Source organism: Cocleimonas flava (genome assembly GCF_004339015.1).
Lineage (GTDB): Bacteria > Pseudomonadota > Gammaproteobacteria > Thiotrichales > Thiotrichaceae > Cocleimonas > Cocleimonas flava.
The window spans coordinates 16,258-42,142 of record NZ_SMFQ01000002.1 but is presented as its reverse complement, the minus strand read 5'-3'; the positions used below and the strand labels follow the sequence as shown (position 1 = coordinate 42,142).

The following is a 25,885-nucleotide window of genomic DNA, read 5'->3' as shown; positions in this document are numbered from 1 at the left end:
ATGGTGATTATTAAGCGCCTTTCATTGTACCTTTTGGAAGTACCGCTGAGATTGCATGGCGTTGAATAGTGATAGTGCCAGTCTCAGATACTTTTAGCTCGACGAAACTGTCGCCTAGCTTAGAGATTTTTCCAATGATTCCGCCACTTGTTACAACTTCATCACCTTTGCTGAGTGAATCAAGTAAAGAAGTATGCTCTTTCGCTTTTTTAGCTTGTGGGCGAATGATCATGAAATACATGATGCCGAAGAACAGGGCTACCATGAATACAAGTTGTAAACCGCCACCTGCTGGTGCTTCACCAGCTGCCATTGCGTTTGAAATGAAAAAATCCATTGTAATCTCCAAAATTTAAAATTCTTAATATAATCGTTTCTTTAAAGCAGAAACAATTGTTCAATAAATAGCCGTGTATTATGCCTTATCCCACGGAAAGTTAATAACTTTCTGTATGGATTTTTCACCTGTAATACACATCAAAACCCGATCTAAACCGATTGCTACACCTGCCGAGGCAGGAATACCCTTTTCAGCAGCTGCTAAAAATAGGCGGTCTTCTTTGACAGTCTCTAAATTAAAGTCTTTTCGAGCCTGATTTTCATCACTTAGAATCTGTTTGTTGCGCTTGCTGTCTACTTCTTCCTGGTAGCCATTTCCTAATTCTGATTGCCCTAAATAAACTTCGAAACGTTCGGCAACTGGATAGTGCTCAGTTTGCCTGATTTGGGCTAACGCAGACTGTGAAACCGGGTAGTCATAGACAAAAGTTAAATGACTGCTTTCGAATTCAGGTTCGATGCAAAAACTCAATATTGCATCTAGTAATGACTGATTATTCATACCTTCAGTATCTAAATGGTCGATATGCTCTCTTACGCAGTCAATTAATTGTTCATTTGTAGCGATATGGGGATTGATGTTGAATTTTTCAAGGAATAACGATTCATAAGTTTTAAATTGGGGCTTTTTAGGTAAATCAGGCAATACAATACTGAGGAGTTCTTCTACCTCTTGCATTAATTTTTGATAACTAAAACCTACACGGTACCATTCAAGTAAGGTGAATTCTGGGTTGTGTTTGTTGCCAGATTCTCCCGCTCGCCATACTTTTGAAATTTGATAGATATCACCACTGTCTGCCGCGAGAAGGCGTTTCATCGGATATTCTGGCGAGGTGTGTAGGTATCGGAGCTCTGAGCCTTCTGATTTTTGCTGAATACATTGTATCGATTCAATAAAAGGATCTGTATTGCCAAACTGAGATAATGCTGGCGTTTCGACTTCTAGAACATCTCGTTGCAAAAAAAACGCCCGAATGTCATGTAACATTTGGGCGCGAGATTTTCTTGTTTGCTGTGTGGTGTTAGGTGACCAATCCAAGATTCTACTTCCTGATTGTCACACCCTGCTTACTTATAAGAATTATATAAAAAACTGCCCATAAGTAGGGGGGTGGACTTACTGTTTATTTCTATTTAACTGTCTTTTGCTCTAGATAGGTATTCGCCTGTTCTAGTATCAATTTTAACCATTTCGCCTTCTTCAACGAATAATGGGACTTTGATTTGAGCGCCAGTTTCCACCGTGGCTGGCTTTGTTGCGCCTTGGGCGGTATTACCTGCAACACCGGGGTCGCATTCTGTAATTTGTAATTCAATGAAGTTTGGTGGTGTCGCGCTTAATGGTGAACCATTCCAAAGCGTAACGATGTATTTTTCCTGTGGTTTCAGCCAATGCTTAACATCCATAACTGCGGTTTCTTCTGCAGCGTGTTGTTCAAAGCTGGTTGGTTCCATAAAGTGCCAGAACTCTCCATCTTCATACAAATATTCCATGTCGACTTCCATGACATCGGCCGCTTCAACTTTTTCACCAGACTTGAATGTCTTATCAACCACTCTACCGGTTTTAAGATTACGTATCTTTACCCGGCTAAATGCCTGACCTTTACCGGGCTTAACAAACTCATTCTCAACGATGGTATAAGGGTCTCCGTCTAGTATGAACTTCAGACCACTTTTAAACTCACTTGTGCTAACAGTTGCCATCGATGGCACTCCTTACAAATTGGAAAAATAATAAGCCGATCATAATAACGTGAAATTAGGGCATAGTCTTTGAGAAAATCGAACTTGTTGGTGCTATTGTTCACTTATTTTTTTAATCGATAGTTTTCCAAGAGGAAAAGCCATGAAAACCATTCAATGCTAAGTTCACATCCTTTGGAAAGAATCCAGCTAAACAATGAATCCAATTGGCGTACCGTTTTAAAAAAAGCATTCAAAGATCCGTTGGAATTATTAGAGTTCTTAGGGTTAGATCGCGCTGAATATTTAGATAAAGTTAAGACAGATAGTCGCTTTAAAATGTTGGTTCCATTGTCTTATGCGGAAAAAATGCAAAAGGGTGACTGGAATGATCCTCTGTTGCAGCAGGTGTTGCCGATCAACCAGGAAAATATTGAAACACGGGGTTTTGTGAATGACCCTATTGGTGACTTGCAGGCGGAAGCATCTTCAGGATTACTCCATAAATATCAGGGAAGAGTTCTATTGGTAACAACCGGTGCATGTCCAGTGCATTGCCGTTATTGTTTTAGGAGAGAATTTCCTTATGCGGATTCATCGCCCGATAAAAAACAATGGCAGAACACCTTAGATTACATTCAGGGCGACAACAGTATTCACGAAGTTATCTTTAGTGGTGGTGATCCTTTGATGTTGTCTGATGATCGCTTGCAGAAAATGTGTATTGAAATTGCAGCTATACCACATGTGAAAACATTAAGGTTCCACACCAGAGTACCTGTATTCTTACCGGAAAGAATAAATCAAAGTTTGCGCAAAATGTTTACAGCACTATCTGCGGTTCAAGAGATTCAGAAAGTCATGGTGATTCACATTAATCACGCTAATGAAATCGATGAACACGTGAGTCGTGCTTTATCAGATTTAAGAAAAGATGGTTTTATCTTGTTGAATCAATCTGTCTTATTAAAGGGAGTGAATGATGATGTCGCTACCTTGTCAGAGTTGAGCCATAAACTCATGGCGAATCATGTTTTGCCCTATTACCTACATCAGTTAGATCGCATTCAGGGAGCCGCACATTTTGAAGTGGAGCGAGATCGGTCGATAAGACTTGTGGAAGGCTTAAGAAACCATTTGCCGGGTTATTTGGTTCCAAGATTGGTTGAAGATATTTCCGGCGAACGGTCTAAGCTACCTATCGAAAAAAATCCTGAATAATGTTAGTATTATCAAGAATAATAAAAATAAAAAACGATTTAAATATCATTTAAAAAGATAAAACTAACAATAATTAAGGTCGTCTCATGAGTATCTCTTTGTTTAAGAAAAAAAATAATAGTAACGAAACTACTAAAAAATCTACTCCTCAAGCTGAACCCAAATTAATTGATACTATCGATATTCGTTCTGTATCGAAGGCACGTTCCTGGGTTGGTGAGTTACCAATGATGGATATGGGTGAGACAACCAGACGTTTGTTTGCTGGAATCACCAAACTTAATCAAGAACCTGTGTCGCCTCAGATTAGAATAGATGTGACAGAAATTTTGTTGCCTTATGTGAAAATGGCACTAGAAAATTTAGACAGGCATTTTCAGACGCGTTCATTCCCTCTACCAGAGAGAAGTCAAAAAGTATTTGATCTTAAAAGATCATTGTTAATGGAGCTTGCGGGCTCATATCAGTTAGCAGCGCTTGATATGCTAACCAAGAATTCGGTGTCTAAAAAGAAACTACTGGTTTCAATTGGCAGAGCTATTCAGTACATGAGCTCAGTCATTGTCAATGATTACGCGGTATATGCTAAAAACCAGAAGACTATCTGGCATGATATTCATCACTTATATCTGCTTGCCTGCGAAAATAAAATTGAAACAAAAGAAATACCACATAAAGATGATGTCAACGGTGAAAACTTTAGCATTGAAGAGCAATACAAATTAATCAATCTGGTTGCCCTGGCTGCACCTAATACTTTGCGTCATGGAGAAGTTACCAAAGTACGTGAGTTTTTTGTCAAGACGCTTAATGAAGTGTCTATCATTTCAAACCCGGATAAAGTAAAAAGTAAGTTTGCACATATCGCATTAATGAATAGTGATGAGCCTGCAAACCTTATGCCTGTCAGTGATTTGCTAAATTCACCAACAAGCAGAATATTTGATTTATCAAAAGTTATTAAGCTAATCGACCAGTTTGTGAGTTTAAGTGAAGACTCGGATTTGGGGACTCATTATAAGTTACCAATGTTGACGCATAGTTTGGCTAAAAGACTTGTGTATGTATTAACAACAATTCGTAATCGTCGTTATAAACGTTTTCCTCGTGATGAAAAGGCCTCTTTAGTGATTAAGATGCAGGATGTTATTACGATGATTCGTGATAATGAGCCTGAGTCTTTCATGGATCAGATCAATGAAGATGTTGAGGATGATAATATTTATGAGGCGCTGGCCGCTGAAGACAATATATCTAGTCCTTGGTCTGATATTGATGTTGAAGCTTTGGCAGACGAACGTGAAGTACAGATTCATAGCTGGCAGATAGAAAATAGTAGTTCTGGAGGTTATGGACTAAAGCAGGTAAAAAATGAGGCAAGTACCGCTCGTGTGGGTGAGCTTGTAGCCATCAAAGACCCGAATGATACGGCTGGTTTATGGCAGGTTGCGGTAACACGCTGGATGGATGCCTTTAAAAACATAGGCCTTAAAATGGGGCTAGAGATTCTTTCTCTGCATGGAATGGTCGTTCAGGTTGATGAAATCTCAAACCGTGATATCTCACAAAAACTACCTTTGGAAGGTGTTCTTCTTCCTACGATTGATGGCGCAAGAGATGAAGCGAACCTTATTTTCCCTGGTTTCATTTTCCAGGCTGAAGATGAGCTTGTTATTACATTAGGCACACGTCAACAGCATGTTAGAATTACTGCAATAGATGATACAGTGGGTAATTTTGCCTATTGTAAATATGAAGTCTTAGAGAAAGAAGAATCAGCGGATGGTTCTTTAGAGTCTTTCGAAGATGTTTGGGAGTTTTTATAATAGGTAACAGTTTTGTTTCTTTTTTATAAACTTTTCTTCTTCAATGGGTTACTTAATTAAAAATAAAATTTCAAGGATGAATTATTTTGAGTGATTTTTTACCATTCGCCTTGCCACTCATTGGTGAGGACGAAATAAATGAAGTTGTAGATACTTTACGATCAGGGTGGTTAACAACGGGGCCTAAAACGGCTCAGTTTGAAAAAGACTTTGCTGAGTTTGTTAACGCAAAACATGCGCTAGCGGTAAATTCCGCAACTTCTGGTCTTCATCTTGCATTGGAAGCAGTAGGAGTAGGTCCGGGTGATGTAGTTATTACAACGACTTATACCTTTACCGCTACGGCCGAGGTAATCCGATATTTGGGTGCTGATCCCATTCTTGTCGATATAGATCCCAAAACATTTAATATGAATCCGGAGCTTCTAAGAGAAGCTTTGGAGAGTCACGATAATGTAAAAGCAATTATGCCTGTTCATTTTGCAGGGCAAGCCTGTGATATGGATGCTATTTTAGCCTTGGCAAAAGAGTTCGATGTTAAAGTCGTTGAAGATGCGGCTCATGCGCTTCCCACGACTTATAAAGGTAAAGTTATAGGCTCGTTGTCAGATATTACCGTTTATAGTTTTTATGTCACCAAGACGATTGCAACGGGTGAAGGTGGAATGATTGCCACTGAAAATGAAGACTATCTTTCTCGTATGAAAACCATGCGTTTACATGGCATTAATCGTGATGTATTTGATCGATATACTTCAGATAAACCTTCGTGGTTTTATGAAGTGGTAGAGCCCGGTTATAAGTACAATATGACTGACATTGCTGCGGCTTTGGGAATTCATCAGTTGAAACGAGCTTGCGAGTTTCAGCAACGTCGTGAATGGATGGCAACTCAATACAATCAAGCCTTTTCATCTTTACCTTTAAATACCCCTTATCTTGCACGACCTGAAGATACACATGCCTGGCACTTATATGTGCTCCAACTTGATTTGGACTCAATCACTGTTGATCGCAACCGTTTTATAGAGCTAATGGCCGAAGAGAAAATTGGCACAAGCGTTCACTTCATTCCATTGCACCTACAGCCATACTGGCGCGATCGTTACAATTACAAACAGGAAGATTATCCCGTTGCTTTAGATGTATTTAATAGAGCGGTGAGTTTACCCATTTACCCCAAAATGACTGATGAAGATGTGCAGAATGTTATCGATGCAGTGGTAAATGTTTGTGCCAAAGTTGCTAAATAAAGGAATGTGTAAACATGCTTAGCAAACGTTTATTTGATTTGTTTTTTGTCATTCCAGGTTTGTTAGTTCTGGCTCCTTTTTTGTTGGTAATAGCATTAATCATCAAGTTAAAAGATGGTGGTAATGTCCTGTTTAAGCAAGTGAGAGTGGGAAAGAATGGTAAGCACTTTGATGTCTTGAAGTTCAGAACCATGGTTTTGGATGCTGAAAAACTGGGCAACAAAGTAACTACGGGAGATGACCCGCGCATCACGCCTATCGGAAGAGTACTAAGAAAATACAAACTGGATGAACTTCCTCAATTAATCAATGTACTAAAAGGGGAGATGAGTTTGGTCGGTCCCAGGCCTGAAGTGCCTGAATATGTTGAGTTTTATCCAGAAGAAACACGGAGTATCGTGTTATCTGTACCACCTGGCATGACCGATAAGGCATCAATTGAGTTTGTAAACGAAAATGATTTACTAAGTGGATCGGAAGATCCAGTAAGTGATTATAAAAATAAAGTATTGCCGATAAAACTTAAATATTACGTAGAGTATGTAAAAGAACGTTCTTTATGGATGGATTTTAAGCTAATCATCAAAACGGTGATCGCAATTTTTTAGATACTTTTTTAATCTAACTTTCAAATAAACGATTTGAATCCAATACTAATAATTATAAGGCACCTCCCCACTTATAGAGGTTTTTTTGAAAACATAAAATGATAAACGCAGTAAAACAATTCTTTTTAAAGCGAACACGAATGCAAAAGCGTTTATTCATACTTTTGCTCGATGCTTTATTCTTACCCATGCTTCTTTGGGCTTCATTATCATTAGGTAAAAATGAGGTAATGTTCCCACATGCTGGTGAATGGTGGATTTTCCCATTAGCGTTAGCTATTTCATTTCCTGTATTTATAAACTTTGGCTTGTACCGAGCGGTATTACGATATTTTCGTAACCAAACGATATCCGCAATTTTACTCTCAACCTTAATAACGACCATTATCTGGGCGATTACGGTGAAAGTGACTGGTATGGCAGATTTGACCAAGTCTGGTGTAATTTTGTATTGGCTAAGCACCTTTACGTTCATTGCCGGAAGTCGTTTACAGATTCAGCAATGGCTGTATGGGACCAATAACGATAATAAAACATCTAGGAAGCGTGTGTACATTTATGGTGCCGGGGAATCAGGTACTAAATTAGCCGCTTTATTAGATGGAGATCCAGCTTATGTCGTAGAAGGTTTCATTGATGATAATGCATCGTTAAGAGGCTGGAATATGCTTGGTTTTGATGTGCAAAGTTATGATAAAACGGCTGCGACATTGATGAATGCTCCAGAAAACACTGAAGTAATTATTGCCATGCCTTCGATAGATAGAGAGGAAAGGCAATTTATTATTGAAAGATTAGAACCCTTTCCGGTAAAGGTACGAATTATTCCTGCGATTGAAGATTTCGCGAGTGGTAATTTTAGAGTATCCGATATCAAAGATATTGATATAGATGATTTGTTAGGTCGGGAGCCGGTAAGCCCTGATAAGCAGTTATTGCCTGCGAATATTCATGGTAAAACGGTATTAATCTCAGGAGCAGGAGGTTCGATCGGTTCTGAACTTTGTCGACAGGCTCTTAACTTAAGGCCGAAGAAACTTGTATTGCTCGAGCTGAGTGAGTTTGCCCTCTATAAAATCGAACAAGAACTGAATGAAATTTTGTCATCAATGCATTTCAGTGTGGAAATTGAGAGAGTGTTAGGTTCAAGTGGAGATATAACGTTACTCGATAAGTTGTTTTCGAGAAATGAAATCCAGACGGTTTATCACGCTGCTGCTTATAAACATGTGCCATTGGTTGAAGAGAACTCAGTAGCTGGAATCAAAAACAATGTATTCGGTACTAAAACTTTGGCAGAGAAGTCTTTGGCATCGAAAGTAGAAACATTTATTTTGATCTCTACCGATAAAGCCGTTAGACCGACGAATGTGATGGGGTGTACCAAACGTATAGCGGAGATGGTGTTACAGTCATTAGCTAATAGCAAAAATTGTGAAACGACTTTCTCTATGGTGAGATTTGGTAATGTTCTGGGCTCATCAGGGTCAGTCGTGCCTAAATTCAGGCAGCAAATAGCGGATGGTGGTCCAATCACTGTTACGCATAAAGAAATAACGCGTTACTTCATGTCAATTCCAGAAGCGGTTCAGCTTGTTATTCAAGCGGGAGCCATGGCTAAAGGCGGTGATGTTTTTGTTTTGGATATGGGTGAATCTGTAAAAATCACTGATCTGGCAACCAAAATGATTAGCTTGGCGGGCCTGCAACTCAAAGATCAATATAACCCTGATGGAGATATTGAAGTTAAATATTCTGGTTTACGTCCGGGTGAGAAATTATATGAAGAGTTGCTCATTGGCGATAATGTAAGCGGTACAAAACATAGTCGCATAATGCAGGCAAATGAAGAGTTTTTAAGTAAATCGCAGTTAGAAGTTCTTCTGAAAAACTTACAAAATACCTTAACTGACGATAACCTTGATGAGATTAAAAAATCACTAACCAAGATCGTAAGTGGCTATACACCTTGGGAAAACACTGCAAATAACGACTCAGCCATCAGCAATGATGATAAGGGTAAAGTGATTCCTATTAAGAAAAGTTACCCTGTGTAACTGAATGTTAAGAAAAAACGAGTCACATTTTTCTGTGTGCTCGTTCTCGTAAGATGTTCCATCTATCCCTATTCTTTAAACTATAGTCGGTAATAGCTGTATATAAAACAGGGCTATCGTATTGTTCATCTTATGATAAAAGGTGATTTACAATGCGTGCTGATTGGTCAGAATAAACCATTATACTCTGAACTAGTAAGTACTCTAAGAGGGCAGGAAGCCCATTTTAGATTTAAACAGGTAGATAACTCCAAGAGAGCTATCATCAATAGTCTCAAGCGCTTGAGAAGCGCAAGTCTTGTGTTTATATCTGATGATGTACCATTCTCGTTGGAGAGTTTGTCTGATCTTGTCTGGCAATATGCCTCTGACAGTATCATCGTTATTCTGACGAAGAAGACACAATCTCTTTCTTTGAAGACGCCTTATGATAATACTCAAATATCAAAGCTTCACTTCGACAAAGATAAAAAAGAAACTATTCTACAGCTCCAGTTTCTCCTTCAAACAGCCTTTATCAAATCAGACTTCAGGAAGTGTAAAACACTACTGGGTATTTCTGAAAAACGTTGCCAATGGCTAGTAGATTCGAGTCGAGAAGCGATTGCTTTTATTTCTAGAGATCTCCACCTTTATGCGAATAGGACGTATCTCAATCTGTTTCATTTAGATTCTGTTCAAGAGTTGAGATCGATTGCAGTTAGAGATTTCATTCTGGAAGATGAGCATCGTCTGTTTGATGGATTTCAAAATTCTCAATTAAGAAATGCGGACCTGAATCATTCATTGGTCTTAACCATGAAAAAGAAAAATGGAGCAACGTTTAGGGCCAATACCTATCTGATTCCCACAGTCTACAAAAGTAAAAAATGTTTTCAGCTTTGGGTTCGGGTAATGGGCGATGTAGAAACATCTGATGAGGTGAACTTGAGTGATTTTCCGGAAACAAAAGGTGTAAAAGTCAGTCAGAATCAAAAGAAACCAAAACAAGAAAAACCAAAACAAGAAAAACCAAAACAAGAAAGCAAAGAACCACCTAACCCTTTTGAGGTTTTATTAAAAGACAAAACAGAAGGTAGTGCTGAGGATATGAATACCAAACAAAAAAAGACGTATACACCTGCGAGTTTATTAAAAGGCATCATTAATCGAGAAGAAGCCGTTATTAAAACAACTAGTCTGAAGCGATTAAAGAAAAACGAACTGAAGTTCGATAAATTTGACACACATTACTTGCTGTCTTTAAAAGTCCCCATCGCTCAGAAAAAAGGTGTTGATGATATTCTGCAGGATCTCTCTGGTGCACGTTCACAAGAGGTCTGTTCCATCTTCTGGGATAAAGTAAAACTCACTCGGTTGTTACAAATTCTACTCAAAAAAAGGAATGTTGAGCCTAACCTGATTGTGAGATTAAATGGTGCATCCGTGGCTGATGAGCAATTTTTAGCATGGTTAATACCAGGGTTGCGAAGAATAGGTGTCAAGTCGTCTCATATTACTTTTTTGGTGCCATCTCAAGTGAGCGAAAGGCAAGCTAAGTCCACAATTGTATTTGCCAATAAAGTCCGCGCTTATAATTGCCAGATAGCTTTAGAGGGCTTTGTCGTCTCTAAAGAGTCCATCCAGTTATTAAAAAGAATTCATCCTGAAATGGTTTCTTTGTCATTACCTTGGACAAGGCAGATTCAAGGCAATGAGCGTAAAGAAATTGGCTTAAGTAGTTTAATCAGACAGCTTGAAACTAAAGATATTAAAGTTATTGCACCCTGTGGGTTTAGCAGAGACATGAAAAAACTTTTCGTCCTGTCAGGTGCTTCCTTCTGTCATGAAAGCTCTACTAAGTATGGTTAATAATTGTACAATTAACATGTAAAGTATTTTCATCTGGCTTAATACTAATTAAGTGTTGGCGCATTTTCTGTTTAATAACTAAAATAATACAAGTGAATCAACTATTTAAATTAAAAATTTCTATGAAAAACCCTCTCAAAGTGGGGGGGGGTCCATGAACTTATCAATTCGAGTAATCGATACTGATACTGGGTTTAGAAGTATTCAAAAAGAATGGGATGCCTTGTATGAAAATTGCGATAAGGCTGGCATTTTTTCTAGTTGGGACTGGATGCATACCTGGTGGGAAGTATTTAGTAAAAATCTAAAAACCGAGTTGTTCATTATATGTTTATATGATGAAGACTCACTCGTCGGTATTGCGCCATTTCATATTGTGTCTTCATTTCCGAAGTCCTGGATTCAAGGTAAAACACTGTGTTTTATTGGGTCTGGTGAAGAGAAGAAAGATATGATTGTAACCCAGTTTAACGACTTTATCGTTGCTGCTGGTTACGAAGATCAAATGGTAGATCAAATCTCTGATTACCTTGAAAACACCACTAGTAACTGGAGTTTTGCCGACTTTGAATTTCTTCTAAAAGACTCGTTAATTGCCAAATGTTTTTCCTCGGTAAACAGTAAAATCATAAAAGGCGAAGTAGATTATGGTGTCCGATTTATTGTTTCGGGAATGGCAGACTTCGAGCAATACCAATCTAAAATGGGTAAACGCTGGAGAAAAATGTATGCAAAAAAAAGTCGCATACTATCCAGAGATGGTGAAGTCACAACGAAAATTACTGATGATTTACAGTCAATTGATGAATCATTCGAACTGCTTTCAAAAATGCATAGTTCACGCTGGAATGATAGAGCAAAGCTAAATATATTTGATTCACCGCTTTTTAAAGAGTTTCATTTGGAAGCATTAAAGCGTCTAGTTCCAAAGCAAAAAGCATTCATCAAAACACTGTATTTGGATGAGAAGCCACTAGCAACATATTACTGCTTTGTAGATAAAGGCGTGATTCATTATTACCAGAGTGGATTTTATTCCGAGAATGCGAATCGTTATTCGCCTTTATTTATTCTGGTGTGTAATGAAATTGGTGAAGCGATTAAAAATAAGCAAGTGTTTGATTTTATGTTTTCTGATGCGGGAGATTCTTATAAAAAGGAACAATATGCCGCAGAGACTGAGCCAATGTTTCGATTAAGATGGTCACCCCATAAATACCGATTTACCCTTTTTAATATCGCTAAATTTATTCAGTTGAAAATACTTAAAGTTGATTGAGTAACGATAAATAAATGAACAATAAGACAAATACAGTCACAAAATAACTAAAAATAATATAAAGAGAAAATTATGCACATCGTACATGTAATAGAGCCAATGGAACATGGTGTTTTCATCTGGGTAGTAGATATGTCAAACCGTTTAGTAGAAGACGGTTATAAGGTAACGGTTCTACATTCTATACGTGAGCATACTCCTCCAAACTGGCGAGAAATGTTTGATCCACGTGTGGAGTTAATACATGTACAAATGAGCCGCTCAATTGACCCTGTGATGGATGTTAAAGCATTGATAGGCCTCACTAAAAATATCAAACGTATCAATCCGGATATTATTCATACGCATTCCTCTAAAGGTGGTTTTTTAGCCAGAGCTGCAGGATTTATGCTGAGAAAAAATAAGCGATTACTCTACACTTCACATGCGATTCATTACCCCTTAATTGAACAACCTGTAAAGCGAAAACTGTATAAATATTTTGAGCATATTGGTTATTGGTTAGGCGGAACAATCGTGGCTTGTGGAAAAGAGGAATATGAAATTATTCGGAAAGACATAACCAATGGTAGTGGAAAGCGTTTAATCCGAATTAGTAACGGTATTGATACTGTTCAATTAACACCTAAAGATTATTCAGTTAAAAACGAGAAGGTTAAGATTGGAGTTGTAGGTCGAATTTCTTTACAAAAAGCACCATGGGTTTTTGCCGCTATTGCTGACAAAGTTAATAAGAAAAGAAACGATGTCGAATTTATCTGGATTGGTGGTGGAGAAAAAGATGATGTTGAGATGCTCAATAAAGCAGGTGTTGAAGTCACGGGCATGCTTGATAGAAGTGACGCATTAAAGTTGATTCCATCTCTGGATATTTACTTTCAGACCTCAGCCTATGAAGGGCTATCTCTAGCTTTACTAGAAGCGCAGGCTTCAGGTATTCCAGCAATAGTAACAAAGATCCCAGGTAATGATGAAGTGGTCCAACATGGTGTAACAGGTTATGTTGGAGAGGACGAAGAAGCTCTAATGACTCATCTGGAAGAATTAATTGATTCACCAGAAAAAAGAGAAGAAATGGGACGTAACTCAAAAGAACATACTGAAGAACACTTTTCTCTAACAGCGATGGCGGATCAATACAAAGCGGAATATCAAAAAATGGTCGATGTTAATAGTTAAATAGGAGCTCTGTTTAATAACCAAGAAAGCCTAGTTCGCTTAGAGACTATATATAATTTTTTTATTAACATACTAAGCAGACATAAAAAAACACCCATATGGGTGTTTTTTTATGTCTGCTTAGTATGTGTTGCTTCTTTCGTCTTATTAAGAGAAAGATGTTTTAGCAACAATATTGTCATGACCAATTCCAGAATGATCGTGCTCAATATCATCTAAGTTACTCTTGGTATTCTGTGGAATAGATGACGATGACTCGCTGTAATATTCTTGTTCAAAAGATGTAAATTTATAATCGGTGAACAGTCTGTGTAATTTCTTTTCAACCGTGTTTCTGCCAACAAACTGAGAAAGTCTCCACTTTAAAGGTATGTGTTTACCTTCGCCTTTAATTGCAGCAAGCTCTTCTGTATCAATTTCATAAGGATGCATATAGAACACAGCACGATCTTGATTCAGTTTTTTGCTTAAATGTTTGGTAAGGAAATAGGGTGTTACCCTGAAATATCCGCCGCCAAAAAATGGAAGTTTAGAATTTCCTATTTTCATATAGCTCAAGTAATGTTCATTTAGATGATATTTGTTAAATATCTTTAATGAATATTCTTTCTCAATCCCATACTTGATCACTTTCATTGGGAACAATGAAGAGTCATATTTTAAACCATTCTCTGCAAGGGCTTCACAATACCACTCGAAAAGATATTCACGAATGGAAAAATCAGGCGCACGAAAACCAATGACTTTTTTGCCAACTGTGTCTTCAAGAAGCTTTACAGAATTGCCGACATCTTTCTTAACTTGCTTCGGCGAAAGGTTAAAAATTGAATGGTGATGATAGCCATGAGAGGCTACTTCGTGTCCAGCATCTGCAATTCTTCTAACAAGATTAGGGTGTTTTTCGGCAACATTTCCTAAAATGAAAAATGTTCCTTTTTGCTCGTATTCGTCGAGCAAATCTAATATGCGCGATGTGCTGTTCAGGACACGATCAGATACAGGATTATTATTATCCAGTACCGACTGAGTCCAGTCTTCGACATCTATTGAGTAAATCATATTCACTACCTAATTTTTATTTTTAATGTGTACGTTTGCATGATAAACATATCTACTGTTGACTTGGTTTTAATCCACTTTAATGGTCTAGTATTAACGATGAAGTGCATTTCATTTGCTATAAAATGCAGATTGCTATTTATCTTGTTAATTAGCTTAATCCCTAAGTAAAGTGAAAATCTATAGTACATATTGGTTAAGTATCCGTTTTTCTTTCGTTTTATCTATACATCATGTATTCTTCGCAGCTGTTGAAGAACAGGGTGTTATGGATAAATTATTCTTAAAACCTAAGCTATTACGTAATATTTACGTTAGCTAATTGTTCATATATCGGGGTGTAGCGCAGTCTGGTAGCGCACCACACTGGGGGTGTGGTGGTCGTCAGTTCGAATCTGGCCACCCCGACCAATTCTCACGAGAAATATGTCTCCTAAACCTGAAATCCATCTTTCTATTCCAGCTTTATTTGAGCCATTGGAATTGTGGAAGAAAGGTCTCAAGTTCGAAGTAACTTCCGATTACCTCTCTTTGCTTCTTACATCTTTAGAGTTTGTCGACGTACAAAAGGTTCAAGGGCTTTCTGCTTGTTTTTTTAGCAATTTAGGTTGGAAAGATAAAGAAATTCCTGCGGCATATTTTAGAGCCTCGATTCATCCTGATCACGCTCTACACTCTTCTTTAATTCAAGACAAAAGAAATATAATGTGTGCTGATCCTGTGCACTTTGAAGTTGGCATGAAAGATGTCACTCTAACCCAAACAATATGTGACCTGACTGAAGCCGATGCTAAAGAGATCTTAGCCTTGCTCAATCAGTATTTTCGTGCCGATGGGTTGCAGTTTTTTTATGGTAGTAACCAGCATTGGTATGTCCTATTTCCAAGCAGTGAAGTTATCGAAACAACTCCTCTGGAAGATGTTCTCAATAAAAATATTATTGCTTCTCTACCTTTCAGCGAGCAACGAAACTGGCAGCAAATACAAAATGAAATTCAAATGATATTGCATAGTTCTGAAGTTAATAAACGAAGAGAAATGGCAGGATTAATACCCTTGAATAGCTTGTGGTTTTGGGGCGGTGGAAAGCCAAAAAAAATCAAAACAGAGTATGAAAAAGTATTCTCAAGTGATGAAGACCATAAGTCTGAAATACAAGGAAAAATGTTGGCACAAGCGGTCGATTGCAAGTGGTATAAATTACCTTCAAATGGAAATGCGTTATTAACTCAGATACGAAATAGAGTGGGTAAATATTTCGTGCTCTTAGATCGGTTGCAACAGCCAGTAAGAGAAGAAAACCTGGATGCTTATCAGACTGTATTAACCCAAATTGACGAGGGTTATATAAAGCCTTTGATGCAAGCGTGGAAAAGTAATCAAATAGATTTGGTGCTTGATGCTGCTGATGGGAGCCGTATCCGCCCAATTAAACCTTCTGTTTTGAAATTCTGGAAGAAACCACGATCACTTTCCGATGTAGCCGTGATGATAAATCAACAAAAGATGATGTTAGGGAAGAACTAATATGAAATTAGTACAGAGAGAGAGTAGCGGAAAAATTTCTGGGGAAGGTTTAGGTTCTGACTTACTAACCCGAGTGCTTTCTAAACGTGGCATAGACTCTGAAAGCGAACTGAGTATTGAACTCAAGCAGCTACACCCCATTTCATCGTTATTAGGAATTGATCCCGCTGTTAAAATACTTGTAGATGCCTTTGAGCAAAAACAGAATATTCTGATAGTCGGTGATTTTGATGCAGATGGTGCAACAGCTACTGCTGTTGCGGTTAAAGCTTTTAAGATTCTAGGTTATCCCGGTCAGGTTGATTATTTAGTGCCTAATCGGTTTGAGTATGGCTATGGCTTAACGCCCGAAATTGTCAAAGATGCTCAACGCTTTTCTCCTGATATTATCATTACCGTGGATAACGGTATTTCAAGTATCGAAGGTGTCGCCGAAGCTAAAAAATATGGCAATAAAGTCATTATCACCGACCATCATTTACCTGGTAAAAAAACGCCTGATGCAGAAGCCATTATTAACCCAAATCAAAAAGGTGATGATTTTCCATCAAAGAATCTGGCAGGTGTAGGCGTTATTTTTTACATGATGTTAGCCCTGAAAAAAGCGCTGACTGAACAGGGATACTTTATAAAAAATGATCACCTGAAGCCGGATTTGATTAACTTATTAGACCTAGTTGCTTTAGGCACGGTTGCTGATGTTGTTCCTTTAGATCAAAATAATAGAATTTTGGTAGAACAAGGACTTCGTCGTATGCGCGGAGGTGTTGCTTGTGAAGGCATTCAGGCGTTATTCCGAATTGCCAAACGCAATATCCGTAGTGCGGTAAGTTCAGATTTAGGTTTTGCCTGTGGCCCAAGATTAAATGCTGCCGGTCGTTTAGATGATATGTCTTTAGGTATCGAATGTTTATTGAGTGAAGACGCTAATCATGCGATGGAAATAGCTGAAGTTTTAGATGATTTAAACGTTGAACGGCGTGCGATAGAAGACGGTATGAAAGCAGAAGCCTTGGCCGCATTGGAAGAATTAGACCTGGATGAATTAACCGGAAATATTCCGCCTGTGATTTGCCTTTACAATCCATCGTGGCATCAAGGGGTGATTGGAATACTGGCTGCAAGAATTAGAGAAAAATACCATCGACCTACAGTGATTTTTGCTCCTGCCGATGAGCATGATCCAGATAATAGCGACATCAAAGGCTCAGCCAGATCCATTCCCACCATTCATATTCGAGATACGTTTGATGAGGTCGCTTCTGGTAATCCGGGTTTGCTCGATAAGTTTGGTGGCCACGCCATGGCTGCAGGTCTCACACTCGACGAATCTAAATTAGAAGGATTCAAGAAAGCTATTTGTGACGTCGTTGCAAGGCAGGCAGATGATGAGACTTTCGAAGAAATTCACTACAGCGATGGTGAATTAGAGGCAGATGATTTTCAGTTAAAACATGCAGATCAGTTACGTTTTGCCGTGCCGTGGGGGCAACATTTTCCAGCCCCTGCGTTTGATAATAAATTCATTATAGTGAATAAACGTATACTCAAAGAAAAACATCTGAAGATGGTATTGAAACCTATAAGTTTCGATTCAGATGGTGTCTTTAATCAAGGTCGAACCGTCGATGCCATAGCCTTTAATATTGATGTAAATAGCTGGCCGACCGAAGGCGATGAAGTGCATTTATTGTACCGATTGGAAGTGAACGAGTTTAGAGAAACCTGTTCGTTGCAATTGATGGTTGAGAAACTTTTATAAAAGAAATGCCGTAGCTAAGCCAGCTTTTTAATTTCTTGTTCCAATAATTGAATAGCTCCCTCGGCATTTATATGAAAGTCATTAAATAAGACCTTTCCTTCAGGTGAGATTAGTACCGCCCATGGTGTACCGCCAGAGCGATAATCCATCATGGTTTTAGGATGTCCATGAGATTTTGGGTCTCCTGCATCATGCCCAAACACGATATCAAGTTCATAGCGTTTTTGAATTTCCCGCATTTTATCTGACGTGTTTACCGTATGACCTTCAAAGGTGGTTTGAATCGCTATAGCGGTAAAGTGTTCGCTACCTTTAAACGCGTCTGAAATCTTTTTCAATGTAGGAAAGCCATGTGCATGACATCCGGGGCACCATGACTGCCAAAATTCCATAAACACATACTTGCCCTGATGGTCAGCCAGTTTGAAAGAGGTAGATTTTCCTGATCCATCAATCCAGTCAGAAATTTTAAGCTCAGGGGCTAGCTTTCCCGCAATGCCATAATTATGCTTTTTAGCGGCAAATACAGTTGTTGGCAGTATTGGTAGTAATAGCGCAGCGGCACCCGCTTTAATAACGTTTCGACGAATATCTTTCATATTTTAAATGCTATCTAGTGTTGATTTCTTAGGTTATATACGTCGTATTACTATTTTAAGATGCAGTTATAAGTCGTAAGTAAAAAACAGCTTAAATACACGTTAAAATCTGTTTTGAACAATCTGAGAACTAGGTTATTGAATGTGTTATGAGATATCTGGTCTTATTCACTTAATCCGCTTATAGTGTCTTTGCGTAGCAAATTTACGGTATTGGCTAGTTGCGTTTTCTCATTTTCTGGAATAATCGCATGAAACCTGTTCGCATTCGCTTTCAAACCTACGAGTTTGGTTCTTTAGATATTCACGTCAAATCATTACGTGATAAACAACAATTTTTAGACAGCTTTGGTGAAGCCGAAGGAATGGGGATTTCCCCTTCTCAATGGCCCTTATTTGGCGTTGTTTGGGAATCGAGTGAAGTACTTGCTGAAAAAATGATGGAGTACGATATTAAAGGTAAGCGTATTCTTGAAATTGGTTGTGGAATGGCTCTTTCAAGCCTTTTATTAAATTCACGTGATGCAGATATAACGGCTACGGACTACCACCCGGAAGTCGCTTCATATCTGGCCGACAATGTAAAACTCAACAATGGTAATCAGATTCCTTTTTTGCGAACCGGTTGGGAAAATTCTGATGATCATGCCTTAGGCGAATTTGATGTGTTAATAGGTGCCGACTTGCTTTATGAAAAGCAACACATCAAATTGTTGACAGACTTTATTCACCGCCATAGTAAACCTGAGTGTGAAGTGATCATCGTTGATCCCGGTCGCGGCCATCACGCACCTTTCAGTAAGAGAATGGTCGAACTCGGCTATTCACATAGCCAGTACAAACCGCAATATATTGACCCGCTAAGGCAGGCTTTCAAGGGACAGGTTCTCACTTATATACGATGAGCATTTCAAATATATTTGAAATGCTCCTTTCTTATCATGGTGCTTTTATTATCATAATGCTTTTATAACTGGCTTAATCTATGAAGTTTTAGAGTCAGGTTTTACGCGACGTCCAACCATTCTAGATAGCGTTCCGTCCTTGTCCATAAACTGATGTTTAATTGCGCCCAGTGAATGCAATAAAATAAAGAATATAAGCACTTTGCTACCCAGCCCATGAATGGTGTGCCCTATATTAGCAAAGGTTTCATTTTTATCTCCGGCGGCTATCACTTCCAATCCAAAAAATGAAATCGCATGCCCACCACCTGCAGACATCATGACACCAGAAATTGGCATTATCACCGTAGCAATAATTAAAAACCAGTGGGTGAATTTAGCTGAAAATTCCTGCCAGTTTGGCATCTCACTCAAAGGTTGAGGGAATTTGTTCTTGATGCGCCATAAAATGCGCGCAGTTGCCAATACAAATATAATAATACCGAATGATTTGTGCAGGTCCAACAAACTAAATTTATCGGGACCTCTAGGGAGATCTTCGATATAAAGACCAAACCCCAGCATCGCAATCATGCCAACGGCGATTATCCAATGGAAGCCGACAGTAAGTGGGCTGAATTTTTCAAATGTATCTCGCATATCTATATCTCGTTAGTAATTTTGCGCAAGAATAGAGCAAAATAGTTTAGAGAATAATTACATTTACATTACTTTACATATAAGTGCGTGTTGCGTTTCCTGAAGAGGGAGTTGAAAGGGTAACTTATAGATTTTAATTGCTTATGGGATTTTACGAATAGCTCGTTTTTGCAGAGGTGTTTGAATGTGGATTAATTATTTTTTGTGGGTGGCTTTATATTAATCACTTTCATTTTTCCTGCAGGTATAACACTGAGATCAGAAAAAGGAATCATCACGCGTAAAAACTCTAAATCTTTCTGTGCTTCATACGTCACAGTTATCTCTGGGTCAGCTTCTTTCAATGTATTGTATTTGCCTAAAATTTCTTCAGTTGTCGTCACCGTTTCTTCGTCATTTCTATAAGTAAGAAGGAAGTCCTTTTCCCTAACAAAAATATTTAATGAAGCATCAGGGTCAATATCTTTTATTTCGGATAACTTGATGGGAGGAGTATCGAAAGTAGTTAAATGCTCAAATTGTTTATACAAGTAAACAGCAACATAACTAATCAATATTAAAACGAGAAGTACGATGATTGTTTTAGCCGATTTTGTCATTTGAGTCTTTGATGATTTGTTTATCGGCATTCTAGTGTGATTGCGACGCTAAGGTGCTTTATTTTTTATTGAGTAAGTAAAAGTGATTAATATTAAATAAGATAAAAAAGTGCTTAAAAGTAGGGGGGTGACTTTTTTAAATCCTTCCCCCTATTTATAAGTATTTTTTGATTCAAATTGAATTAATCTGCAGCGTGATAACTTAGAATCTTCTCTACTTCATTCTTAGAGCCCATAATCACAGGTACACGCTGATGCGGGTCGCCATTGGGTTGTACTTCCATAATTCTGCCGTACCCCGTATTTGCAGCTCCCCCAGCTTGTTCGACGATCATTGCCATGGGGTTGCCTTCGTAAAGTAAACGCAACTTGCCGCCTACTTCACGATTACGTTCGTCAATGGGATAAAGAAAAACGCCACCACGACAGAGAATTCGATGAATCTCGCCAACCATTGCTGCCACCCAGCGCATGTTATAGCGTTTCCCCAGTGGGCCTTCTTCGCCTTGATTGCAGTCTTCGATGTACTTTTGAACGGGCGCTTCCCAGAAGCGCTGATTAGATGAATTAATTGCATACTCTGATGTGTCAGAAGGGATTTCCATGTGCGGATGGGTAAGGATGAATTCACCAATCGATGAACACAATGTAAAACCATTTACGCCGTTACCTGTGGTTAATACCATCATGGATGATGGTCCGTATAAACAGTAACCAGCTGCGACTTGTTCTGTGCCCGGTTGGGCGAAATCTTCCGCTGTTGGGTTTTCTTTATCTGCCGGCGCTCTTAATACAGAGAAGATCGCACCAACATCCATATTGATATCCATATTCGATGAGCCATCTAATGGATCGAAGGTAACCAGATATTTTCCTCGTGGCTTTCCTTCTGGAAGGGTGAGTATCTCATCGAGCTCTTCGGATGCCATACCTGCGCAATGACCATTGTTTTCTAGCGCGTCGATAAACAGGTCGTTGGCGATTAAGTCCATTTTCTTTTGTACATCGCCCATTGCGTTTTCACTTTTGGTGGCACCGAGTACACCAGCCAGGTCTCCCTGATTGACAAGGTTTGCAATGCTCTTGCAGGCAATAGTGATGTCATTGAGTAAACCGGTAAATTGGCCGCTGGCTTTATTGCCAAGTTTTCGCTGTTCGTCGATGATGAATGATGACAGTGTTATTCCAAGTTTTTTCATGACGCACCCACTAGAAATATAAATGACTAAGATTAACAAAATACATGAGTTGTTAACATACCTATTATTAAAGATGCATTTTACTAAAAAGGTCTATTTATTCGCTTCTGGCTTATCAGCTCGATACAGCGCTTGAAACAAGGCTGTGTCGGCTTGAGGTGTTTGTTTTGCTTAATTATTGGATGAAAAGCACGTAAAAAAAGTAGCGAGTTTGTAAAATCCTCGGTATCCTCCAATTCCCCTAACTATTCGCGTCATTTGGATAAAAGGTTTTAGATACATTTTTAAAAATACGCGTAGATCTATGCAAGAACAATACAACCATAAAGACATCGAACCTACAGTACAGCAAATGTGGGAAGATAAAAAACTCTTCGAAGTCACCGAAGATCCTGATAAAGAAAAATTCTATTGCCTTTCTATGTTTCCTTACCCAAGCGGTAAATTACACATGGGGCATGTGCGAAATTACACCATAGGCGATGTAATCTCGCGCTTTCAGCGTATGCAGGGTAAAAATGTATTACAACCTATGGGTTGGGATGCGTTTGGTTTGCCTGCAGAAAATGCTGCAATCAAAAATAATGTACCACCAGCTGCCTGGACGGATGCAAATGTCGCAGAAATGGGCGCACAACTCAGAACGATGGGTTTTGCCTACGACTGGTCACGCGAACTAGCAACCTGTAAGCCTGATTATTATCGCTGGGAACAATGGTTCTTCCTGCGTTTGTTGGAAAAAGGTCTGGTTTATCGCAAGAAGGCAACAGTTAACTGGGACCCTGTTGACAATACAGTGCTGGCGAATGAACAGGTCGTAGATGGTCGCGGTTGGCGTTCGGGCGCTTTAGTCGAGCAACGCGAAATTGATCAGTGGTTCTTGAAAATTACGGCTTATGCCGATGAGCTTTTAGAAGATGTTCGTCAATTAGAAAACTGGCCACAACAAGTTCGCACGATGCAGGAAAACTGGATCGGTCGTTCTAAAGGTGTGGAACTTGAATTCGAATTAGCGGATGCAGAGGAAGACTCCAAAAGTAAAACAGAAGAAAAGATTTCTGTATTTACAACGCGCCCAGATACCTTGATGGGAGTCACTTATTTAGCCGTTGCTCCTCAACATCATTTGGCAGAGCGAGCAGCGGTAGAAAACCCTGAGTTGGCAGCATTCATCGAAGAATGTAAAAACATGAAAACCGCCGAAGCCGATATGGCGACGATGGAAAAGAAGGGTATTGATACTGGTTTGTTTGCGGTTCATCCAATCACGGGTGAAAACGTGCCAGTGTGGGTCGCTAACTTTGTGTTGATGAGTTATGGCTCGGGCGCAGTTATGTCTGTTCCTGCTCATGATGTGCGCGATTGGGAATTTGCTAAAGCCTACAAACTACCTATCACTCAGGTAATAACCTCTGAAAATGAGACAGTAGCGAGTAATCTGAATATTGATGAAGGGGCATTCACTGAAAAGGGTGTGCTGATTAATTCAGATCAATTCGATGGTTTGACTTCAGAAGAAGCTTCAGACGCAATCGCAGACTTCTTACAAGAAGAGAAAAAAGGGCGCAAAACCGTCAATTACCGTTTACGTGACTGGGGTGTTTCTCGTCAACGTTATTGGGGTTGTCCGATTCCCATTATCTACTGTGATGATTGTGGTGCTGTTCCCGTACCAGATGAAGATTTGCCCGTGGAGTTACCGACTGACATCGTTTTCGATGAAAGTGGTGCATCACCAATTAAAAATATGCCAGAGTTTTATGATACGCGTTGCCCTAGTTGTGGCAAAGGTGCGACTCGTGAAACGGATACATTTGATACCTTCTTTGAGTCATCATGGTATTACGCAAGATATACCGGACCAGATAATGATAAATCGATGCTGGATGAGCGTGCGGATTACTGGTTACCTGTTGATCAATACGTAGGTGGTATCGAGCATGCAGTGCTTCATCTTTTATACGCGCGTTTCTTTAATAAGTTAATGCGTGATGAAGGTTTGGTGGAATGCGATGAGCCATTTACTAATTTGTTAACCCAAGGCATGGTACTTGCGGATACTTATTATGTAGAAGGTGAGAGTGGCGGTCAGGAATGGATCGCGCCAAAAGACATCGAAATCGAACGTAACTCGAAAGGTAAAATACTCGGTTATAAAGACGATCAAGGTCGTGAAGCGGTTTCTTCTGGCATGAGTAAAATGTCGAAGTCGAAGAATAACGGTGTAGATCCACAGGAGCTCATCGAAAAATTCGGTGCTGATACCTTACGTGTGTTCTCGATGTTCGCATCTCCTCCCGATCAGAGTATGGAATGGTCAGACACTGGTGTTGAAGGCGCTAATCGTTTTATTAAGCGTTTGTGGCGTCAGGTGTATGTGCATTTAGAAAACCGCCCATTAACTGATTTGGACACTGATGATTTAACTGACGTTCAACAGGAAATGCGTCGCAAGACATACAATACCTTGCAAAAAGTAACGGATGATATGTCGCGTCGTTTCACTTTCAATACGGCGATTGCTGCGAATATGGAATTGCTGAATGATCTATTCAAATTCCATGAAGACAGTGATCAGGGTCGTGCAGTTAGACAAGAAACACTCGAGTTAATCGTCTTGATGCTTGCACCCATTATGCCTCATGCTTGTCAAAAGCTATGGGAAATCCTGGGCAAAGAAAGCGTATTGATGGACGAGTCATGGCCAGAAATGGATGAAGCTGCTCTGGAGCAAAGCAAAATTCAGATGATGATTCAAATCAACGGTAAATTACGTGGCAAGGTTGATGTTGCTGTGGATGCCGATGAAGCTGATATAAAAGCCTTAGCAATGGAAAATGAGAACGTTAAAGGTTTTCTCGAAGATCTTACAGTACGTAAAGTAATCGTGGTTAAAGGCCGATTAATTAACATTGTGGCTAACTAGTCAGAAACTATGAATACTTCATTCCTTAAAACGCCATCTGACTTTCTCTTTAAGAAAAAGCGGATGGCGTTTTTCGTTATGCTTGCTTCATCGTTGTTACTTGCGTCTATGTTGCAAGGGTGTAGCGGTAATGGTTTTCATCTACGCAATAATGTAGATTTACCCATTCAGTATCAAAATATAGCATTAGAAGGATTACCTGTTGATAGTGACTTTCCAGAGGTGTTTGAAGAGGCGTTAGAAAATGCTGGTGGGAACCTTATAACAGAGGGTGAAGATAGCTCTTCAACTAAAAGCATTATTCGTTTTAAAAATTATAAGCTGGATAAACGCGTTGTTGCTTATGATAGTGATCTGGAAGTCAGAGAATATTTGTTATACCTCAAATTCAATTATGAGGTAGCCATTGTTGATGGCAAAGCCATTAAAAGTAAAAAATCTAAAGGCTCAGCATCTAAAAGTACCGTATCTAAAAGTACAAAAACAAAAGAAAAGAAGTTACCCATACGTCGAATCAATATCGACAAGTCTTACCTGTATGACTCAGATTACGCCTTGGGCAAAGCAGAAGAAGAAAAGCTCGTGAAAAAGAAGCTGTATCAAGAAGCTTCCCGTTTGATTTTATTGCAACTACAGTATGCAAAATAAATACTATTCTTGAGCAGTCTTTGCTCTGCTTATACCAGATTTACCAAAATTCCTGATTACCTATTCGTGTCAATATGCCAGTTGTAAGTAACGGTCTGGGTGAAAGTCTACCCTGTGAAATTAAATCAATACGCCAGATACGAAAAAACCCCTGCTTGAATCAACAAACAGGGGTTTTAAGAAGGAGAGAGAGTCTTTAGTTTAAAACTTACTTTCTGCCGCTTACAACATCGTATTGAGTATCAACTGTAGGCGCGTCATAGCGTACTTTGTCAGAAGATGATGCGTTGCTAACTACTGTCTTTGCTTCTAATTCTGCGAAAACAGTTTGATCTTTGTCTTGTCCAGCAAAAGCAGTTTGACCTGCAAAAAGAGCTGAAAATAGAGTTGCTGTGATGATTGCTTTAGTGTTCATGTTTAATGTCCTTAAATTTTGTTTGAATAAATATTCGTAATTTATTGAAAGTTTGTTTGGGTTTATTTTCTGCCACTTACTACATCGTACTGTGTATCAGATGTAGGTGCGTCATAACGTACTTTGTCAGAAGATGATGTGTTGCTAACTACTGTCTTTGCCTCTAATTCTGCGTAAACAGTTTGATCTTTATCTTGACCTGCAATTGCAGATTGACCCGCAAATAATGCTGTAAGTAATGTTCCTGCGATGATTGCTTTAGTGTTCATGTTAATATCCTTTAATTTTTTGGTATCAATATTTAG

The 25,885-nt window shown here is 39.0% G+C and carries 23 protein-coding genes and 1 tRNA gene; 14 read left to right on the top strand and 10 right to left on the bottom strand.

The annotated features are described in order from the left end of the window. Positions 1-10: 10 nt before the first annotated feature. The 3 genes from yajC to efp all read right to left on the bottom strand — a co-directional run bounded on the left by yajC (position 11) and on the right by efp (position 2,049). Entirely contained in the window at positions 11-337 is a 327-nt protein-coding gene (gene yajC, locus EV695_RS00210) for a preprotein translocase subunit YajC (protein WP_131903895.1), read from the bottom strand. A 78-nt stretch (positions 338-415) separates the two neighbouring features. Then, positions 416-1,381, bottom strand: a complete 966-nt coding sequence (gene epmA, locus EV695_RS00205; protein WP_131903893.1) for an EF-P lysine aminoacylase EpmA — start codon at positions 1,379-1,381, stop codon at positions 416-418. 95 nt (positions 1,382-1,476) lie between these two features. Continuing rightward, positions 1,477-2,049, bottom strand: coding sequence for an elongation factor P (gene efp, locus EV695_RS00200; protein WP_131903891.1), 573 nt, complete (start codon positions 2,047-2,049; stop codon positions 1,477-1,479). Between the two features lie 156 nt (positions 2,050-2,205). On the opposite strand from efp, the gene epmB reads away from it, so the two are divergent. The 8 genes from epmB to EV695_RS00160 all read left to right on the top strand — a co-directional run bounded on the left by epmB (position 2,206) and on the right by EV695_RS00160 (position 13,302). Continuing rightward, on the top strand, positions 2,206-3,249 hold the full coding sequence (gene epmB / locus EV695_RS00195; protein WP_131903889.1) for an EF-P beta-lysylation protein EpmB: 1,044 nt from the start codon (positions 2,206-2,208) through the stop codon (positions 3,247-3,249). An 86-nt stretch (positions 3,250-3,335) separates the two neighbouring features. Next, positions 3,336-5,075 (top strand): hypothetical protein, encoded by a 1,740-nt coding sequence (locus EV695_RS00190; protein ID WP_131903887.1) that lies wholly within the window; start codon positions 3,336-3,338, stop codon positions 5,073-5,075. 86 nt (positions 5,076-5,161) lie between these two features. Next, positions 5,162-6,328 carry a DegT/DnrJ/EryC1/StrS family aminotransferase gene (locus EV695_RS00185; protein ID WP_131903885.1) on the top strand — a complete coding sequence of 389 codons (1,167 nt, stop codon included), beginning with the start codon at positions 5,162-5,164 and terminating at the stop codon, positions 6,326-6,328. Between the two features lie 14 nt (positions 6,329-6,342). Beyond that, positions 6,343-6,936: a sugar transferase gene (locus tag EV695_RS00180; RefSeq protein ID WP_131903883.1), complete on the top strand. Its 594-nt coding sequence runs from the start codon at positions 6,343-6,345 to the stop codon at positions 6,934-6,936. 140 nt (positions 6,937-7,076) lie between these two features. Continuing rightward, positions 7,077-8,993: a polysaccharide biosynthesis protein gene (locus EV695_RS00175; protein WP_165874582.1), complete on the top strand. Its 1,917-nt coding sequence runs from the start codon at positions 7,077-7,079 to the stop codon at positions 8,991-8,993. Between the two features lie 300 nt (positions 8,994-9,293). Continuing rightward, a complete protein-coding gene (locus EV695_RS00170) occupies positions 9,294-10,844 on the top strand; it encodes an EAL domain-containing protein (RefSeq protein ID WP_165874581.1) in 1,551 nt (516 codons plus the stop codon). Positions 10,845-10,998: 154 nt separating this feature from the next. Next, entirely contained in the window at positions 10,999-12,123 is a 1,125-nt protein-coding gene (locus EV695_RS00165) for a GNAT family N-acetyltransferase (protein WP_131903877.1), read from the top strand. A 72-nt stretch (positions 12,124-12,195) separates the two neighbouring features. Continuing rightward, positions 12,196-13,302, top strand: coding sequence for a glycosyltransferase (locus tag EV695_RS00160; RefSeq protein WP_131903875.1), 1,107 nt, complete (start codon positions 12,196-12,198; stop codon positions 13,300-13,302). 147 nt (positions 13,303-13,449) lie between these two features. Here the strand turns inward: EV695_RS00160 and EV695_RS00155 are convergent, their stop codons facing one another. Beyond that, positions 13,450-14,361 (bottom strand): polysaccharide deacetylase family protein, encoded by a 912-nt coding sequence (locus EV695_RS00155; protein ID WP_131903873.1) that lies wholly within the window; start codon positions 14,359-14,361, stop codon positions 13,450-13,452. Positions 14,362-14,695: 334 nt separating this feature from the next. Between EV695_RS00155 and EV695_RS00150 the strand changes: the two genes are divergently transcribed. The 3 genes from EV695_RS00150 (at position 14,696) to recJ (ending at position 17,650) form a co-directional block, all read left to right on the top strand. Beyond that, positions 14,696-14,772 (top strand) — tRNA-Pro (locus EV695_RS00150). Between the two features lie 15 nt (positions 14,773-14,787). Then, positions 14,788-15,888 carry a hypothetical protein gene (locus EV695_RS00145; protein ID WP_131903871.1) on the top strand — a complete coding sequence of 367 codons (1,101 nt, stop codon included), beginning with the start codon at positions 14,788-14,790 and terminating at the stop codon, positions 15,886-15,888. Position 15,889: 1 nt separating this feature from the next. After that, positions 15,890-17,650 (top strand): single-stranded-DNA-specific exonuclease RecJ, encoded by a 1,761-nt coding sequence (gene recJ, locus EV695_RS00140; protein ID WP_131903868.1) that lies wholly within the window; start codon positions 15,890-15,892, stop codon positions 17,648-17,650. Positions 17,651-17,664: 14 nt separating this feature from the next. Here the strand turns inward: recJ and EV695_RS00135 are convergent, their stop codons facing one another. Further along, positions 17,665-18,249: a peroxiredoxin family protein gene (locus EV695_RS00135; RefSeq protein WP_131903866.1), complete on the bottom strand. Its 585-nt coding sequence runs from the start codon at positions 18,247-18,249 to the stop codon at positions 17,665-17,667. A gap of 251 nt (positions 18,250-18,500) precedes the next feature. Here EV695_RS00135 and EV695_RS00130 point away from each other — a divergent pair, with 251 nt between their 5' ends. Next, positions 18,501-19,154: a class I SAM-dependent methyltransferase gene (locus tag EV695_RS00130; RefSeq protein ID WP_131903864.1), complete on the top strand. Its 654-nt coding sequence runs from the start codon at positions 18,501-18,503 to the stop codon at positions 19,152-19,154. A 78-nt stretch (positions 19,155-19,232) separates the two neighbouring features. Here EV695_RS00130 and EV695_RS00125 read toward each other — a convergent pair whose 3' ends face one another. From EV695_RS00125 to EV695_RS00115, 3 genes are all read right to left on the bottom strand, one after another. Next, the gene (locus EV695_RS00125; RefSeq protein ID WP_131903862.1) at positions 19,233-19,793 is read right to left on the bottom strand and encodes a cytochrome b; all 561 of its coding nucleotides are present in this window, start codon (positions 19,791-19,793) and stop codon (positions 19,233-19,235) included. A 191-nt stretch (positions 19,794-19,984) separates the two neighbouring features. Beyond that, positions 19,985-20,392 (bottom strand): hypothetical protein, encoded by a 408-nt coding sequence (locus EV695_RS00120; RefSeq protein ID WP_131903860.1) that lies wholly within the window; start codon positions 20,390-20,392, stop codon positions 19,985-19,987. Positions 20,393-20,574: 182 nt separating this feature from the next. Beyond that, the gene (locus EV695_RS00115; protein ID WP_131903858.1) at positions 20,575-21,591 is read right to left on the bottom strand and encodes a class 1 fructose-bisphosphatase; all 1,017 of its coding nucleotides are present in this window, start codon (positions 21,589-21,591) and stop codon (positions 20,575-20,577) included. A 304-nt stretch (positions 21,592-21,895) separates the two neighbouring features. Here EV695_RS00115 and leuS point away from each other — a divergent pair, with 304 nt between their 5' ends. Together leuS and EV695_RS00105 are read left to right on the top strand one after the other, a co-directional pair. After that, positions 21,896-24,517 carry a leucine--tRNA ligase gene (gene leuS, locus EV695_RS00110; RefSeq protein ID WP_131903855.1) on the top strand — a complete coding sequence of 874 codons (2,622 nt, stop codon included), beginning with the start codon at positions 21,896-21,898 and terminating at the stop codon, positions 24,515-24,517. 9 nt (positions 24,518-24,526) lie between these two features. After that, a complete protein-coding gene (locus EV695_RS00105) occupies positions 24,527-25,165 on the top strand; it encodes an LPS-assembly lipoprotein LptE (protein ID WP_131903853.1) in 639 nt (212 codons plus the stop codon). A gap of 208 nt (positions 25,166-25,373) precedes the next feature. On the opposite strand, the gene EV695_RS00100 is transcribed toward EV695_RS00105, so the two are convergent. Beyond that, positions 25,374-25,580 (bottom strand): hypothetical protein, encoded by a 207-nt coding sequence (locus EV695_RS00100; RefSeq protein ID WP_131903851.1) that lies wholly within the window; start codon positions 25,578-25,580, stop codon positions 25,374-25,376. 62 nt (positions 25,581-25,642) lie between these two features. After that, entirely contained in the window at positions 25,643-25,849 is a 207-nt protein-coding gene (locus tag EV695_RS00095; protein ID WP_131903849.1) for a hypothetical protein, read from the bottom strand. Between the last annotated feature and the right edge of the window lie 36 nt (positions 25,850-25,885).